Genomic DNA, 15,518 nt, shown 5'->3' on the forward strand with positions numbered 1-15,518 from the left:
TCGGTCGGGTGCTGACCCGCGGAGCTCTTCGGGCTCATCTTCTGGACGTCCGGCTGGCCGGGGTGGTGGCGACCTCTCGGGAGGTGAGCCTGCGGAGCTACCGGCTGTTCGCCGCGCGGGACCCCCGGGTGCTGATCGGGATCGACCCGGGAGGCGAGTGGGGGCAGCGGGAGCTGCTCGGGCTGATGGCGGACAGGTGCGGGGTGTCGGCCGATCCGCGTGACACCTCGGGCCAGGACGTGATCGATCCCGACCGGACCCTCGCGGCCCTGGACGCCTTCGCCGATCGGCTCGCGGCGGTCGCGGAACGTCGCGCCCCGGTGCTCCTGGGCACCGGGCATCCGCATCGACTGCTCGGCTTCTACGTCGCCTTGGCCGAGGCGCTGTCGGCGGCGGGATGTACTGTCCTCACCCCCGCGCAGGGTCGCTCTGTCGACATAACGACCCGGTTCGGTCTACGCACGCTCGTCCTCGACTACGTCCGCGGAGTCGCGTCGGTGCGGGAGCCCGCCGCCGGGCACGCCGGTGGTGAGCCCGGCGTGCACACGCACTCGCCGCTGCCGGTTCGGACCGTGCTGGCCGCCGCGGCCGAGACGGGCGGGCCGCTTCCCGAGTTGGTGATCGGGGATCACGGCTGGGTCTGCGGAGCAGGTCAGCTGGGGTTCGAGGCGATCGGCCCGGCCGACACGGACGATCCGGCGCCCTTCGTCGGGGAGGCCGAGGGGCTCGTGTCCGTCGCCGTTCCACTTGATGACGCCGTGCGACCCGAGTACTACCGACCGCTTACCCGCTACGTACTCAATCGGGCGTGTCTGTCACGGTAGGGAAGCGATGGGTGCACCTCTTCCCCATTCGCATCACCCGCCCCTACATTGGGGAGTGAGCACGCAGCGACGAAGAGTCACCGGAAGGGGAAGCCGGTGGCCGTCGAGTGCGGAAGGTTCAGGTGTGTCATGGCTGCAGCTGGCGAAAGGCCTCTGAACGAGGTTCAGTTCCTTACCGTGGCGGAGGTCGCCTCGGTGATGCGCGTGTCCAAGATGACCGTGTACCGGTTGGTGCACAGCGGTCATCTGCCCGCGATCCGGGTGGGACGGTCGTTCCGCGTCCCGGAGCAAGCGGTTCACGAGTACCTCCGCGAGAGCTACGTGGGGGTGGAAACGGCCTGACGGCCCTCGATTACGACCTCGGCGCTCGGACCGGTAGGCTGGCCCCTCGTAGGTCGTGTGGGCCCATGGCGCTCACCAACCGAGTGATGAGAAGTGAGCGAGGATAGTCGTGGGCTCTGTTATCAAGAAGCGGCGCAAGCGGATGGCCAAGAAGAAGCACCGCAAGCTGCTGAAGCGCACGCGCGTTCAGCGTCGCAACAAGAAGTAAGCGACGCTGCGCCGTCAGCGTGGTCTGTGGCCCCCCACCGCATCCGGTGGGGGGCCACAGTCGTATACGGCCGCCGTTTTTCGTCACGGGCCGCGTCCGGCGGTCGTCACGGTGCGACACCCACCGGCTAAGTTGGCCTGCAGGCGGGGAACGCGGCAGGCTACGAAGCAGGCGGAAGGAAGGCGCTGATCTTGGGCAAGGTCGTGCTCGTGACCGGAGTGGCCCGCCCGCTGGGGGGCCGGTTCGTCCGGCGCGTCCAGCGTGATCCCGACGTGGAGCGGGTCGTCGGCGTGGACGTCGTCGCGCCGGAGCACCATCTGGGCGGCGCGGACTTCGTCCAGGCGGACATCCGGCAGTCGGCCATCGGGCGGGTGCTCGCCGAGACCCGCGCGGACACCGTCGTCCACCTGGACGTCACGGGCACACCGCTGGGCAGCGGCAGCCGCACGTCGGTCAAGGAGACCAACGTCATCGGCACGATGCAGCTGCTCGGCGCCTGCCAGAAGTCGCCGACGGTGCGGCGGCTGGTGGTGAAGTCCAGCACCAACGTCTACGGGTCCGCGCCGCGCGACCCGGCCGTCTGCACCGAGACCACCGCGCCCAAATCCCTGCCCAGCGGCGGCTTCGCCAAGGACGCGGTCGAGGTCGAGGGGTACGTGCGGGGCTTCGCGCGCCGGCGGCCCGACGTGTCGGTGACCGTGCTGCGGTTCGCCAACATCCTCGGCCCGGCCGCGGACACGCCGCTCGCCTCCTACTTGGGGCTGCCGGTGCTGCCGACGGTGTTCGGCTACGACCCGCGGCTGCAGTTCGTGCACGAGGACGACGTGATCGAGGTGCTGCGGGTCTGCGCGGACGAGCCGCGCCGGGGGACGCTGAACAGCGGCACCTTCAACATCGCCGGTGACGGTGTCCTGCTGCTCTCCCAGTGCTCGCGCCGACTGGGCCGCCCCACGGTGCCGCTGCTGCTGCCGGCGGTCACCTGGGCGGGTTCGCTCGTGCGTACGCTGGGCATGACGGACTTCTCCCCCGAGCAGATCCGGCTGCTCACCCACGGCCGGGTGGTGGACACCACGCAGATGCGCGAGACGCTGGGGTTTTGGCCGACGTACTCGACGGCGGCGGCGTTCGCGGACTTCGCGCGCGGCCGCGGTGCCGGGCTGCTGCCGCCCGAGGCCCTCGCGGGGGCCGTCGACCGGATCGCGGAGCTGTCCCTGGGGGACAGCGGCCACCTCCCGACGCAGAGCGCCAACTGAGGAGCGCAGCAACGATGGCGGACGCCAAGGTCATTCCGTTCGACGACGACCGGTCGCGGGGGAGCCGGCGCAAGGGCGGCCCGGCCCGGCCGGCCCGGGCGGGCGACGTGCAGCCGCTGCCCGTGCGCGGAGCCGCCCCGCGGGACGACGACCCGGAGGGCGGGGAGTCGCCCGGACCGCAGCGCCCGGCCGGGGACCACGGCGACGTGGACGGCGCCGAGGACGGTCGCGGGGACGGCGGCCTGGAGCGGCGCGTCGCGGGCGGCCTGTCCTTCCTGCGCCGGCGGCTCACCGGGGACTACGACGTCGACGACTTCGGCTACGACGCCGAGCTGACCGACCAGGTGCTGATGTCCCTGCTGCGCCCGGTGTACGAGAAGTACTTCCGGGTCGAGGTGAAGGGCGTGGAGAACATCCCCGCCGAGGGCGGTGCGCTGATCGTCGCCAACCACTCCGGGACGCTGCCGCTGGACGGGCTGATGATGCAGGTCGCCGTCCACGACCACCATCCGGCCGACCGGCACCTGCGGCTGCTGGCGGCGGACCTGGTGTTCGTGCTGCCGGTGGTCAACGAACTGGCGCGCAAGCTCGGTCACACGCTGGCCTGCGCGGAGGACGCCGAACGGCTGCTCGGTCAGGGCGAGCTGGTCGGTGTGATGCCGGAGGGCTTCAAGGGCATCGGCAAGCCGTTCGGCGAGCGCTACAAACTCCAGCGGTTCGGGCGGGGCGGCTTCGTGTCCACGGCCCTGCGGCAGGGGGCGCCGATCATCCCGTGCTCGATCGTCGGGGCGGAGGAGATCTACCCGATGATCGGCAACTCGAAGACCCTGGCGCGACTGCTGGGCTTCCCGTACTTCCCGCTCACACCGACCTTCCCGTGGCTCGGGCCGCTGGGTGCGGTGCCCCTGCCGACCAAGTGGACGATCCAGTTCGGCGAGCCCATCCCGACGGACGGCTACGCGCCGGAGGCCGCCGAGGACCCGGTGCTGATGTTCAACCTGACCGACCAGGTGAGAGAACAGATCCAGCACACGCTCTACAAACTGCTGGTGCAGCGGCGGTCGGTGTTCTTCTGAGGCGCGGTGCGTGGACGGCGAGGCGGGTGCGATGAGCCGGCGGACGAAGTCCGGCGCAGCTGGCCGAAGCCCGCGGAGCGGTGCGAGGGCAGCAGACAGGGGGGCCAAACTGCTGGTGCAGCGGCGGTCGGTGTTCTTCTGAGGGGCCCGCCGACGGTGGGAATTCCGCCGACGGACGTCGTCGTACGGCGGTGGGGTGCCCCGGGTTTCGCAGGGCACCCCACCGCCGTACGCGAGCCGGCTCAGTCCGCGTCGTCCGCCTCGATGCCCAGGCCGGGCAGGAGACCCGGGAGGAGGGGCGGGAGGGTGACGTCGGGCTCCACGGGCGGGGTGGCGCCTCCCGTCGGCGGGGAGGTGGGGCCGCTGTCGTCCTTCGGCGGGTCGAGCAGGCCGCCGGTGCCGTCGCCGAGCAGGCCGTCGTTCTCCCGGCCGGAGTCGGCGGACTCGCTGGGGCGGCCGGTGTCGGTGCGCCCGCGCTCGGAGGTGCCGTCGTCGCCGGTGCTGGGTGCCGACGAGTGACCCGAGCCGGGGGCGCGGGTGGTGGCGGAACCGGAGCCGCCCGGCCGGCCGCCGTCACCGCTGTCCTCGTCCTGGGTGGGCGGCTGCGGCAGCATGGACCGCAGCGGGGCCACGTCGTCGTCTATGGCGTCGAACACCGACGACACCTGCTCACTGACGTCCCCGAGCTGCACGGGCAGCCGCTCCCGCAGGGCCCCCCAGGTCTCCCGGTGGGACTGGGAGAAGGCGGAGAGCGCCTGCATGGGGGCCAGCGAGTCCGGGTCGTGGGCGTAGGCCGCGCTGAGCAGGCGGTGGCCCTCGGAGGCGTCGTGCCGCATGCCGGACAGTGCGCGGCGGACCTCGCCGAGGGACTCGTGGTCGAGGGGGCCGCTGCGGCCGCGCTCCATCAGCCGGCGTGCCTCACTCAGCCGGGTCGAGGCGAGGTCCAGGTAGGCCCGGCCCCGCTCGTCCTCCCCGTCGGCGAGGCCGAGGCGGAAGTCCTCTATGCCGCGCTTGAGGCCGTAGAGCGAGTCCCCGGGCAGGGCGTCCGAACTGGCGGCGGCGACTCCGCCGAAGGCTCCGGCGGCCACGCTCACGCTCAGTCCGCCCGCGGTGAGGCCCTTGGCCAGCCGCGAACGGGGCCGGAGCCTGCTCAGCGGAGCCGCCCGGTGGGTGCCGCGCGCCCGGCGCTGCTCGGGTACCGAAGTGTCCGCCGCCCCGCCGTTCGCGGTGCCCTCCTGCAGCATGGCCTCGAAGGCGGCCACGAGCTGGGCCCGCTGGACGACCTTGACCTCGGGATCCAGCTCGGGCCGGGGCAGCGTCTCCAGACCTTGGGCGAGGGTCACCAGACGACCCTGCTCGGTCGGTTCCGCGGTGGCCCCGGCGGTCGCCGGTCCTCCGGACTGCTCGGCCGCCGGCCCGGGATCGGACTGGTCCTCCAGAGCCTGGGCGAAGGCGTTCGCCCGCCGGTGTGCCGATACGTTCGCGATCACTGGCGGCACCTCCTCTCGTCATCACGGTCGACTCCCCAGGGGGTCCTGAGGGTTGCACGCCCTGATCGAAACCATCCGATCGGGTGATCGGAGTCGGCCAGGGAGTGACCACAGGGAGCCTGCATCCCGCACAACGAGCGGCGCGGCACTTGGGTTACGGACGGTGGATGATCCGGCCGTGGACTCAACGGACTTTCACCGACGGTGAATTGGGGGATGCGGAGAGTTCTGCTGGGGCGCGGTGCCTCGGGGGCACCGCAGGGGTCAGCGCGCGTCGTCCGGGAGCAGTCGGGCGAGGGTGCGTACGGCCCGGTACTGGAGCGTCTTGATGGCCCCCTCGTTCTTGCCCATGACGCGGGCGGTCTCGGCGACCGAGAGGCCCTGGAGGAAGCGCAGGGTCACGCACTCCTGCTGCTGCGGGTTGAGCCGGCGTACGGCGTCCAGCAGGGCGGCGTTGGAGAGCGACTCGAGGACGGAGTCCTCGGGGGACCGCTCGACCTCGTTGGCGTCGAGCATCTCGCCGGTGGTGACCTCGAGGCGGAAGCGGCTGGACTTGAAGTGGTCGGCGACCAGGTTGCGGGCGATGGTCACCAGCCAGGCGCCGAAGTCGCGGCCCTGCCAGGTGAAGGTGCCGATGCGCCGCAGGGCCCGCAGGAAGGTCTCGCTGGTGAGGTCCTCGGCGGTGGCCTTGCCGCCCACGCGGTAGTAGATGTAGCGGTACACGGTGTCGCTGTACTGGTCGTAGAGCCGGCCGAAGGCGTCGGCCTCGCCGGCCTGGGCCCGCTCGACCAGCTCCATCATGCGGGCGCTGTCGCTGTCCGCCGCGGGGCGGCGGTGGGTGGTGGCGGCGGCCCCGGACGAGGACGACCGGGCTCGTCTGCCGACGGCGGCGCTTCCTTCGGCCAGCGCGTAGCACGGACCGGCGGGCACGGCGGCCGCGGCGAGGGCGGGGACGGCATACGCGGTGGGGACGAAGCCGCGCAACAGGTCATGGGCTGATTTGACCGTTGCGCGCAGCGTAGCCAGGCCCGAGGCGTCAACCCCGACGTGTGGGTACACGGGACTCCCAGAGGCAGGACTTCCATCACGTGCAGTACGGAACCATTCACCCGTCGTAGCGAAGGTGGGGTACCGGAATGCGTCTGAGGAGAATAACGCTTCGTGCAGGCACTGCTACGCCCAGTTGCTCAAATCATCGATTACGTCGCTTCTGTGCCCGATTGACGCCCGGTCAGGTGCGTCAGATTGATCGCTTGGTGACCGGAACGGTTCGGATTCCTTGTTGCTACAGAGCGTGTTGTGGCCGATGTGGGCAAGTGCGGCTGAGGGGGACTGGAGAGCCCGTCCCGGGGGTACGTCGTCCGGATGGGGTCAGCGGCGGCGGCGGTGCAGCGCGATGGCCGCCGCGGTGCCGCCCGCCACGGCACCGACGCCCGCGGCCGCGGGGATGCCGACCCTGGCCGCCTTGCGGCCGGTGCGGTAGTCGCGCAGCCGCCACTCCAGCTCGCGTGCGTGCTTGCGCAGCTTGGAGTCGGGGTTGATGGCGTAGGGGTGTCCGACCAGCGACAGCATAGGGATGTCGTTGTGGGAGTCGCTGTAGGCGGCGCAGCGGGACAGGTCCAGGGACTCGGCTGCGGCCAGTGCGCGGACCGCCTCGGCCTTCGCGGGGCCGTGCAGCGGTTCGCCGACCAGCTTGCCCGTGTAGACGCCGCCGATCGACTCGGCCACCGTACCGAGCGCCCCGGTCAGGCCGAGGCGGCGGGCGATCACCTGGGCGATCTCCACCGGGGCCGCCGTGACCAGCCAGACCTTCTGCCCGGCGTCCAGGTGGGCCTGGGCGAGGGCGCGGGTGCCGGGCCAGATCCGCTCGGCCATGTACTCGTCGTAGATCTCCTCGCCGATGGACTTCAGCTCGGAGACGCGGTGGCCCTTGACGATGGAGAGCGCGGAGTCGCGGGCGTCCTGCATGTGCTCCGGGTCCTCGAACCCGGCGAGCCGGAACCACGCCTGCTGCCAGGCGAAGCGGGCGAGGTCGCGGGTCTCGAAGAACTTCCGCTTGTACAGGCCCCGGCCGAAGTGGAAGATCGCGGCGCCCTGCATCACGGTGTTGTCGAGGTCGAAGAAGGCGGCTGCCCGCTCGTCGCCGTGGACCGGGAACTCCGGCTCCGCGACGTCGGCGTCAGGAGCGGTCTGCTGTGCGGCCTCGGCGGCCTCCGCGGACTTGCGCGCCGCCTCCGCCGAGGCCTCGCCTGCCAACACGCTCCGCGCCGTGGCGGAGCGCCTACGGGGGGTGAGCCATCGAAGAGCGGCCATGCCCGTGAGCATAGCCAGTCTGTTCGGATGCTTCGGAGCCGAGAGGTTCGCGGGCTGTGAACTCCGGGTGACCGTACCGTTGAGGAACCGCCCGCGCGCGCGAGAATGGCCCGCATGAGCCCGCTCTTCCACCGGAAACCCGCGCAGCCCCAGCCCCCTGAGCACTCCGAGAACCATCTCGTCACCCTCATCCGCAAACCCGGCTGCCACCTGTGTGATGACGCACAGCGCGTCGTCGAGAAGGTCTGCGCCGAACTCGGCGTCCCCTGGGAGGGGAAGGACATCACCGAGGACCGCGGGCTTCACGACCAGTACTGGGAGCAGATTCCGGTCGTGCTGGTCGACGGCCGGCAGCACACCTTCTGGCGTGTGAACGAGGAACGGCTGCGCAAGGCACTGACCGATCAGTACAAGTAGTCCGTATGGTCGCTTAGGATCGATGGTGACCAGGTCTCGGGGGCGTTGATCGTGAGGAGCGTGTACGGCTTTGCCCCCAATGAGTGAGGAACGAGAGTGCGTATGCGCCGGTTCCCGTTCCGTGCGCCGGGGGCGCGTGACCCCGGTCACGTTGGCCGGGCAAATCGGACACCATCTTTGTGCACGCGTTCACAAAGACATAGCCTGCATTCGACGGGGCGGTCATGTAGGGACGTATGACCGCCTACAGCCCCGCTCTACCCGCAGGAGCACCGTGGCAACTGGCCGAACACACCGACCGGCGACCCGCAGCCGAGGGATTCCCGAGGCCACCGTCGCCCGTCTTCCGCTGTACCTCCGCGCGCTCACCGCGCTCTCCGAGCGCTCGGTGCCCACGGTCTCCTCCGAGGAGCTGGCGGCCGCGGCGGGAGTCAACTCCGCGAAGCTGCGCAAGGACTTCTCCTACCTCGGCTCCTACGGGACCCGGGGCGTGGGCTACGACGTCGAGTATCTCGTCTACCAGATCTCCCGTGAACTCGGCCTGACCCAGGACTGGCCGGTTGTGATCGTAGGAATCGGCAACCTCGGTGCCGCGCTCGCCAACTACGGCGGGTTCGCCTCCCGTGGTTTCCGGGTCGCCGCGCTCATAGACGCCGATCCCGGGATGGCCGGAAAGCCCGTGGCGGGCATCCCGGTGCAGCACACCGACGAGCTGGAGAAGATCATCCAGGACGACGGTGTCTCGATCGGTGTGATCGCGACGCCCGCCGGTGCCGCCCAGCAGGTGTGCGACCGTCTTGTGGCCGCCGGTGTCACCTCCATCCTGAACTTCGCGCCGACCGTGCTGAACGTCCCCGAGGGCGTCGACGTGCGCAAGGTCGACCTCTCCATCGAGCTGCAGATCCTCGCCTTCCACGAGCAGCGCAAGGCGGGCGAGGAGGCCGCGGCCGACACCGTCGCCGTACCGCCCGTCGCCGCCCGCAAGCAGCAGCACTCCACCGGCTCCGCCGACAAGGGACCCGACGGGGACGTACCCGCCGTGATGCCGGCATGAGTCTCCTCGTCGTCGGGCTGAGCCACCGCAGCGCCCCCGTCAGCGTGCTGGAGCGGGCCTCGCTCACCGTGGACGCGCAGCTCAAGCTGGTCCAGGACACGGTCGCCGCCGAACCGGCCGCCGAGGCCGCGCTCCTGGCCACCTGCAACCGCATCGAGCTGTACGCCGACGTGGACAAGTTCCACGCCGGTGTCGCCGAGCTGTCCACGCTGCTCGCCCAGCACAGCGGCGTCGGCCTGGAGGAACTCACTCCCTACCTCTACGTGCACTACGAGGACCGGGCCGTCCACCATCTGTTCTCGGTGGCCTGCGGACTCGACTCGATGGTGGTAGGCGAGGGGCAGATCCTCGGCCAGATAAAGGACTCCCTGGCCCGCGCCCAGGACCTGCACACCGCCGGACGGCTGCTGAACGACCTGTTCCAGCAGGCGCTGCGGGTCGGCAAGCGCGCCCACCACGAGACCGGCATCGACCGCGCCGGGCAGTCCCTGGTCACCTTCGGCCTGGAGCAGCTGTCCGCCGGAGCCGACGTCCAGCAGTGGGCGCGGGGCAAGAAGGCCCTGGTCATCGGCGCCGGTTCGATGTCCTCGCTGGCCGCCGCGACGCTGGCGCGGGCCGGAGTCGCCGAGATCGTGGTCGCCAACCGCACCTTCGAGCGCGCCGAGCGCCTCGCACGGATCCTCTCCGAGGGCGACGACACGGACGTGCTGGCCCGCGCGGTACCGATGGACTCGGTGCCGGGCGAGCTGACACGTGCCGACGTGGCCGTTTCCTGCACGGGCGCGACCGGGCTGGTCCTCACGGCCGACGCGGTGGCGGCCTCGGTGCAGGGCCGTACCGGCGCCCCCGCTCCCGCCCCCGAGCCCGGTGCCGTCGACGTACGGGACGAGCGCCGGGGTGCCGGAACGCCACTGCCGAACGCGGGTGCCGCGGGCGCCGACGAGAACTGCCCCCTGGACCTGTCCTCCGTACCCTCCGGCTTCTCCGTCATGGGCGAGGCCGCCGTGGCCGGCATGGACGCGGCGACGCTGGAGCAGCACGGGGCCTGGGCCGCGGGCGGTACGGCGGTGGACCGGCCGCGCGAGGCGGGCCGGCCGGGGCCGGAGGCGGACGCCGAGCTGATCGGCGCCCTCGCCGCGACCGCGACGCGCGTCGGCCGCATCCCCGAGCGCCGCCGCCCGGAGCCGGTCGTCGAGGTGCCGCGTCCGCAGCCCGTGCTCTTCCTCCTCGACCTCGCCATGCCGCGCGACGTCGACGCCGCCGTGCACCGGCTGGCCGGGGTGCGCCTGGTGGACATCGAGTCGCTCGCCGACGCCTCGGCCGACGCACCGATGGCAGCCGACGTCGACATGGTGCGCCGGATCGTCGCCGACGAGGTCGCGGCCTTCGGCGCCGCCCAGCGGGCCGCGCACATCACGCCCACCGTGGTCGCGCTGCGCAGCATGGCCGCGGATGTCGTGGCCGGTGAGATCGCGCGCCTCGAGGGACGACTGCCGGGGCTCGACGACAAGCACCGCGCCGAGATCACCCAGACCGTCAAGCGTGTGGTCGACAAGCTGCTGCACGCGCCGACGGTGCGGGTCAAGCAGCTCGCCGCCGAACCCGGCGGTGCCGGGTACGCGGACGCGCTGCGCACCCTGTTCGACCTCGACCAGGAGACGGTGGCCTCCGTCTCCCGCGCCGGGAACAGCACCACTGAGAAGAACCGAGGGCCGGCATGACTGAGAAGGCACTGAGGCTGGGGACCAGGCGAAGCAAGCTCGCCATGGCCCAGTCCGGGCAGGTGGCGGACGCCGTGAGCCAGGTGACCGGTCGGCCCGTTGAGCTGGTCGAGATCACCACGTTCGGCGACACGTCGCGCGAGCACCTGGCGCAGATCGGCGGCACGGGCGTGTTCGTCGCCGCGCTGCGCGACGCACTGCTGCGGGGGGAGGTGGACTTCGCGGTTCACTCGCTCAAGGACCTCCCCACCGCGGAGCACGAGGGCCTGGTCGTGGCGGCCGTGCCGCTGCGCGAGGACCCGCGCGACGTGGTCGTCGCCCGGGACGCGCGCAAGCTGACCGACCTGCCGCGCGGCGCGCGCATCGGTACGGGGGCGCCGCGCCGCATGGCGCAGCTGAACGCGTACGCCCGCACGCACGGCATGGAGATCGAGACGGTCCCGATCCGGGGCAACGTCGACACGCGCATCGGATACGTCCGCAGCGGCGAGCTGGACGCGGTCGTGCTGGCCGCCGCCGGACTCAACCGGGTGGGACGCATCGACGAGGTGACCGACTTCCTGTCGGTCGACACGGTTCTGCCGGCCCCCGGCCAGGGGGCACTGGCGATCGAATGCACCGCGGACAACGCGGAGTTGATCGCCGCGCTCGCCGAGCTCGACGACCCGTTCACGCGGGTCGCCGTAACGGCCGAGCGGTCACTGCTCGCCGCCCTGGAGGCCGGCTGCAGCGCACCTGTGGGGGCGTTGGCCGACCTTCTGACCGACGGGCAGACTGTCAAGGAAATGCGCCTGCGCGGCGTCGTCGGCACGACCGACGGCTCGACGCTGGTGCAGCTGTCCACCACCGGTCCCGTGCCCGAGACGCACGAGGCGGCGCTGGCATTCGGTCGCGACATCGCCACCGAGATGCTCGCCCAGGGCGCGGCCGGTCTGATGGGGGAGCGAGCACATTGAGCCCCACCGCCTTTCCCGCCGGTCCGGAACACGGGCACGTCACCTTCCTCGGTGCCGGACCCGGAGATCCGGGACTGCTGACTCTGCGCGCCGTGGAGGCGCTGTCCCACGCGGACGTCCTCGTCGCCGAGCACGAGGTGCTCGACGTCGTGCGTACGCACGCGAGGCAGGGTGTGTCGGAAGTGCACACGGATGCCGATCCGTCGGATCCGGGCACAGGCACGCCCCAGCTGACGGTAGTTGACGGTGCGTCAACGGCCGTCGGTGTCCCCGCCGTGCGGGATGCCGCACATCTTGTCATGGAGGCCGCACGGGGCGGCAGGCGGGTGGTGCGTGCGGCGACCGGGGACCCCGGGCTCGACACGTACGCCGCCGAGGAGATGCTGGCCTGCGCCGCGGCCGGGGTGCCCTTCGAGGTCGTCCCCGGTATCGCGAACGCCGTGGGTGTGCCCGCGTACGCCGGTGTGCCGCTGCGTGACGCGGAGGGTGCCGACGTGCGGTTCGTGGACGCCCGTACGGCGTCGGACCGCTGCTGGACCGAGGTGGGCGCCTCCGACGGCACGGTGGTCGTGTCGACGACGCTGGACTCGGTGGCCGCGGCCGCCGGCGAGCTGGTGTCGGCGGGCCGCAAGCCGGACACTCCGCTGACGGTCACGATCGCCGGTACGACGACCCGGCAGCGCACCTGGTCCGCCACGCTCGGCACGGTCGCGCAGACCCTGAAGCAGGCGAAGGTGCTGCCGTCCCCGGACGGCGGCCGCCCGGTGATAGCCGTGGTCGGCGAGCGTTCCGCGTCCGCCCGGCGCGACCAGCTGTCGTGGTTCGAGTCCAAGCCGCTGTTCGGCTGGAAGGTGCTCGTCCCGCGTACGAAGGAGCAGGCGGCGTCGCTCTCCGACCAGCTCAGGTCCTACGGCGCGGTACCGCACGAGGTTCCGACCATCGCGGTGGAGCCGCCCCGCACCCCGCAGCAGATGGAGCGGGCGGTCAAGGGCCTGGTGACGGGCCGCTACGAGTGGATCGCGTTCACGTCGGTCAACGCGGTGAAGGCGGTCCGCGAGAAGTTCGAGGAGTACGGCCTCGACGCCCGCGCCTTCGCCGGCATCAAGGTCGCGGCGGTCGGCGAGCAGACGGCCAACGCCCTCATCGCCTTCGGTGTGAAGCCGGACCTGGTCCCGAGCGGTGAGCAGTCGGCCGCGGGCCTCCTGGAGGACTGGCCGCCCTACGACCCGGTCTTCGACCCGATCGACCGCGTCTTCCTCCCGCGCGCCGACATCGCCACGGAGACCCTGGTCGCCGGTCTGATCGAGCTGGGCTGGGAGGTCGACGACGTCACTGCCTACCGCACGGTGCGCGCCTCGCCGCCCCCGGCCACGACCCGGGAGGCGATCAAGGGCGGCGGCTTCGACGCGGTGCTCTTCACCTCGTCGTCCACGGTCCGCAACCTGGTCGGCATCGCGGGCAAGCCGCACAACGTCACGGTGATCGCGTGCATCGGTCCGGCGACGGCCAAGACGGCCGAGGAACACGGGCTGCGCGTCGACGTCATGGCTCCCGAACCGTCCGTCCACAAGCTGGCGGAGGCCCTGGCCGACTTCGGTCTGCGGCGTCGCGCGGCGGCCCTGGAGGCGGGGGACCCGGTGACCCGGCCGAGCGAGCGGAGGCCCGGGGCGCGGAGACGGCGGTCTTCGACCTGAGGTCCTGAGGTCCTGAGGTCCTGAGGTGAGATGGGGCGTCCCCTGGTTTCGGGGGCGCCCCGTTGTCGTCCTCGTCGGCGGCCGGTCAGTCCTCGGGTGGCTGCCGGCACGCCCGCCGGGGTACGGGGCCTTGTCCTCCGCACGTGAACACTTCAGGCGGTGTTGTCATCGTCCCGCTCACATGAGCGGGGCGATGACAGTAGGCACGCTGGTGCTCACGTCTTTCAGGCATGCCGCGGTCGTCACCGGGCGCCTTGCTCATGGACGCACGGTGGACGTCGGTGCCGGCCCCGGGCGGTTCAGGCCCGACAGGTCCAGCGGCGGGGCCGGTGGCAGGGGGCCCGGTTGGGACGGCGGGTGGGCCTGGAAGGACTGGAAGAGGTAGGTGAGGAGGCGGCGGGCGGCGGGGAGGGCGGTTTCGGGGGGTTGGCCCGCCAGGCCGCCCACCGCGAGGAGGAGCAGGGGGACGTCGGCGGGGGCGAAGTCCTCGCGGAGCTGGCCCGCGTCGCGGGCACGCCGGATCAGGTGGGACAGGCCCTCCTCGGCGCAGGCGCGCTCGCGGTCGTAGTCCAGGGCCTCGGGGAAGTCGGCCATGAACACCGTCTCGAAGCCGCGGTCGGTGACCAGCGTGGTGCACACCCTCTCCAGCAGGGTGTACAGACCGTGGCCCGGGCTGGGGTCGGCCATGGCCTCCTCGAACGCCGTCGCGCACACGGCGAGCTGGTCCTCGAAGGCGGCGGTGACGAGCGCGGAGCGGGTGGGGAAGCGGCGGTAGAGGGTGGCCACGCCGACGCCCGCCCGGCGGGCGACCGCGCTCATCGGGGCGTCGACACCCTGGGCGGCGAAGACCTCGCGTGCGGCCTCCAGGACGCGTTCGCGGTTGCGGCGGGCGTCGGCGCGCAGGGCGTCCGGGGGAGGGGCCTCGGCGGCGTGGTCTGCGGGTTGGTGAGAGGGCTGGTCAGGCATGTTTCTCACTTCCGGGGTAAGTGGAGGATGCCGTCCACTTAGGTGTCTAGCGTGAGCGTAGCAGCGGACGCGGGCCTCGCCTCCGCACTTCCCGAGCGCGATGGGGTTCACGAGACATGGGTGAGATGAAGGCGGTCCTCTTCGACCGCTACGGGCCTCCCGAGGTGCTGTACGTCGGGCGGCTGCCGGTGCCGGTCATCGGCCCCGACGAGGTGCTGGTACGGGTGCGTGCCGCCGCGGTCAACGGCGGCGACCTGCACGACCGGACCGGAAAGGTGCGCCTGGTGACCGGCCGGGCCTTCCCCAAGGGCTGCGGCATCGACTTCGCGGGAGAGGTCGCCGGGGTCGGGGCCGCGGTGCGCGGGGTGCGGGAGGGGGAGCGGGTGTGGGGGCTGCTGGGGCGCCGTACCGGCAGCATGGCCGAGTACGTCGCCGTCAGCCCCCGGCGGATCGCGCCCGCGCCGGACAACCTCACCCCGGAGGAGGCCGTCTCGCTGCTCGCCGGGGCGACCACGGCCGTGACCGCGCTGCGGGACAAGGCCGCCCTGCAACCCGGCGAGCGGCTACTCGTACGGGGCGGGAGCGGGGGCGTGGGCAGCGTCGCCGTGCAGGTGGGCAGGCTGCTCGGGGCGCATGTCGTCGCGCTCGCGGGCGGTGGGAACCTCGACTTCGTGCGGGGGCTCGGCGCTGAGGACGTACGGGACCACCGGAGGACTCCGCTGTCCACCCTCGGCCGCTTCGACGTCGTCCTGGACACCGTCGGGACCGAGCAGTCACGGGTGCGCGGGTTGCTCGCGCCGGGCGGGCGCATGGTCGCCGTCACCGTCGACTTCGACCGGCCGCTCGCGGGGATCGGCACCGTGCTCGGCTCCGTCGTGCACGGGAAGGGACGCATCCGCGCCTTCAGCGGCAACCCCGACAGCGCGCTGCTCGCCGAGGCCGGCCGGCTCGCCGAACGGGGTGACGTCGTCCCCGTCGTCGACACCGTCCACCCGCTCGACCGTGTCGCCGACGCCCACCGGGCCCTGGAGGCCGGAGGCGTCCGGGGCAAGCACGTCGTGCGGGTCGCGTAGGCGGACAACGGGCGGCACCCGGGCGGGCGTTGACAGGCGGCGGGCCGGTGCGTGTAATGAGGGTGGTGCCGCGTGGCGCCGGTCAAAGAGCAGTGGGCCGACCGGCGACCGGGCGAGCGCCCTTCGATCAA

General features: G+C 72.0%; 15 protein-coding genes. 11 read left to right on the forward strand and 4 right to left on the reverse strand.

Annotated features, from left to right (window positions below; genetic code table 11):
- The first annotated feature begins 8 nt into the window (after nt 1-8).
- The 5 genes from BJ961_RS02300 to BJ961_RS02320 all read left to right on the forward strand — a co-directional run bounded on the left by BJ961_RS02300 (nt 9) and on the right by BJ961_RS02320 (nt 3,703).
- A complete protein-coding gene (locus tag BJ961_RS02300) occupies nt 9-824 on the forward strand; it encodes a phosphatase (RefSeq protein ID WP_271319640.1) in 816 nt (271 codons plus the stop codon).
- Nucleotides 825-953: 129 nt separating this feature from the next.
- Complete coding sequence (locus BJ961_RS02305) at nt 954-1,166, forward strand: helix-turn-helix domain-containing protein (RefSeq protein WP_004984898.1); 213 nt, start codon at nt 954-956, stop codon at nt 1,164-1,166.
- 109 nt (nt 1,167-1,275) lie between these two features.
- The gene (locus BJ961_RS02310) at nt 1,276-1,374 is read left to right on the forward strand and encodes a 30S ribosomal protein bS22 (RefSeq protein ID WP_003948845.1); all 99 of its coding nucleotides are present in this window, start codon (nt 1,276-1,278) and stop codon (nt 1,372-1,374) included.
- 191 nt (nt 1,375-1,565) lie between these two features.
- Nucleotides 1,566-2,627: an NAD-dependent epimerase/dehydratase family protein gene (locus BJ961_RS02315; RefSeq protein ID WP_271319641.1), complete on the forward strand. Its 1,062-nt coding sequence runs from the start codon at nt 1,566-1,568 to the stop codon at nt 2,625-2,627.
- A gap of 14 nt (nt 2,628-2,641) precedes the next feature.
- Nucleotides 2,642-3,703 (forward strand): lysophospholipid acyltransferase family protein, encoded by a 1,062-nt coding sequence (locus BJ961_RS02320; protein WP_271319642.1) that lies wholly within the window; start codon nt 2,642-2,644, stop codon nt 3,701-3,703.
- Nucleotides 3,704-3,945: 242 nt separating this feature from the next.
- Here the strand turns inward: BJ961_RS02320 and BJ961_RS02325 are convergent, their stop codons facing one another.
- From BJ961_RS02325 to BJ961_RS02335, 3 genes are all read right to left on the reverse strand, one after another.
- A complete protein-coding gene (locus tag BJ961_RS02325; RefSeq protein ID WP_271319643.1) occupies nt 3,946-5,193 on the reverse strand; it encodes a DUF5667 domain-containing protein in 1,248 nt (415 codons plus the stop codon).
- 264 nt (nt 5,194-5,457) lie between these two features.
- Entirely contained in the window at nt 5,458-6,252 is a 795-nt protein-coding gene (locus tag BJ961_RS02330) for an ECF subfamily RNA polymerase sigma factor, BldN family (RefSeq protein WP_271319644.1), read from the reverse strand.
- A 312-nt stretch (nt 6,253-6,564) separates the two neighbouring features.
- Nucleotides 6,565-7,506: an HAD family hydrolase gene (locus BJ961_RS02335; protein ID WP_271319645.1), complete on the reverse strand. Its 942-nt coding sequence runs from the start codon at nt 7,504-7,506 to the stop codon at nt 6,565-6,567.
- 114 nt (nt 7,507-7,620) lie between these two features.
- Here BJ961_RS02335 and BJ961_RS02340 point away from each other — a divergent pair, with 114 nt between their 5' ends.
- The 5 genes from BJ961_RS02340 to BJ961_RS02360 all read left to right on the forward strand — a co-directional run bounded on the left by BJ961_RS02340 (nt 7,621) and on the right by BJ961_RS02360 (nt 13,348).
- On the forward strand, nt 7,621-7,923 hold the full coding sequence (locus tag BJ961_RS02340) for a glutaredoxin family protein (RefSeq protein WP_271319646.1): 303 nt from the start codon (nt 7,621-7,623) through the stop codon (nt 7,921-7,923).
- A 274-nt stretch (nt 7,924-8,197) separates the two neighbouring features.
- Entirely contained in the window at nt 8,198-8,977 is a 780-nt protein-coding gene (locus tag BJ961_RS02345; protein WP_271319647.1) for a redox-sensing transcriptional repressor Rex, read from the forward strand.
- Nucleotides 8,974-10,698, forward strand: a complete 1,725-nt coding sequence (locus BJ961_RS02350) for a glutamyl-tRNA reductase (RefSeq protein WP_271319648.1) — start codon at nt 8,974-8,976, stop codon at nt 10,696-10,698. Before BJ961_RS02345 ends, BJ961_RS02350 begins: the two co-directional genes overlap by 4 nt.
- Nucleotides 10,695-11,654 carry a hydroxymethylbilane synthase gene (gene hemC / locus BJ961_RS02355; RefSeq protein WP_271319649.1) on the forward strand — a complete coding sequence of 320 codons (960 nt, stop codon included), beginning with the start codon at nt 10,695-10,697 and terminating at the stop codon, nt 11,652-11,654. Before BJ961_RS02350 ends, hemC begins: the two co-directional genes overlap by 4 nt.
- Entirely contained in the window at nt 11,651-13,348 is a 1,698-nt protein-coding gene (locus tag BJ961_RS02360) for a bifunctional uroporphyrinogen-III C-methyltransferase/uroporphyrinogen-III synthase (RefSeq protein ID WP_271319650.1), read from the forward strand. The genes hemC and BJ961_RS02360 overlap by 4 nt, the downstream gene beginning before the upstream one ends.
- A 258-nt stretch (nt 13,349-13,606) precedes the next feature.
- Here the strand turns inward: BJ961_RS02360 and BJ961_RS02365 are convergent, their stop codons facing one another.
- Nucleotides 13,607-14,314 (reverse strand): TetR/AcrR family transcriptional regulator, encoded by a 708-nt coding sequence (locus tag BJ961_RS02365; RefSeq protein ID WP_271319651.1) that lies wholly within the window; start codon nt 14,312-14,314, stop codon nt 13,607-13,609.
- Between the two features lie 116 nt (nt 14,315-14,430).
- Between BJ961_RS02365 and BJ961_RS02370 the strand changes: the two genes are divergently transcribed.
- The gene (locus tag BJ961_RS02370) at nt 14,431-15,387 is read left to right on the forward strand and encodes an NAD(P)-dependent alcohol dehydrogenase (protein WP_271319652.1); all 957 of its coding nucleotides are present in this window, start codon (nt 14,431-14,433) and stop codon (nt 15,385-15,387) included.
- Nucleotides 15,388-15,518 lie beyond the last annotated feature (131 nt).

Origin of the sequence: Streptomyces lienomycini, assembly GCF_027947595.1 — a bacterium.
GTDB classification, from domain to species: domain Bacteria; phylum Actinomycetota; class Actinomycetes; order Streptomycetales; family Streptomycetaceae; genus Streptomyces; species Streptomyces lienomycini.

What these genes read in the sequence shown, in the direction of transcription:
- BJ961_RS02305 (WP_004984898.1), top strand. Translation starts at nt 954, where the DNA reads ATGGCTGCAGCTGGCGAAAGGCCTCTGAACGAGGTTCAGTTCCTTACC.
- BJ961_RS02320 (WP_271319642.1), top strand. Translation starts at nt 2,642, where the DNA reads ATGGCGGACGCCAAGGTCATTCCGTTCGACGACGACCGGTCGCGGGGG.
- BJ961_RS02335 (WP_271319645.1), bottom strand. Translation starts at nt 7,506, where the DNA reads ATGGCCGCTCTTCGATGGCTCACCCCCCGTAGGCGCTCCGCCACGGCG.
- BJ961_RS02340 (WP_271319646.1), top strand. Translation starts at nt 7,621, where the DNA reads ATGAGCCCGCTCTTCCACCGGAAACCCGCGCAGCCCCAGCCCCCTGAG.
- BJ961_RS02350 (WP_271319648.1), top strand. Translation starts at nt 8,974, where the DNA reads ATGAGTCTCCTCGTCGTCGGGCTGAGCCACCGCAGCGCCCCCGTCAGC.
- hemC (WP_271319649.1), top strand. Translation starts at nt 10,695, where the DNA reads ATGACTGAGAAGGCACTGAGGCTGGGGACCAGGCGAAGCAAGCTCGCC.
- BJ961_RS02365 (WP_271319651.1), bottom strand. Translation starts at nt 14,314, where the DNA reads ATGCCTGACCAGCCCTCTCACCAACCCGCAGACCACGCCGCCGAGGCC.
- BJ961_RS02370 (WP_271319652.1), top strand. Translation starts at nt 14,431, where the DNA reads ATGGGTGAGATGAAGGCGGTCCTCTTCGACCGCTACGGGCCTCCCGAG.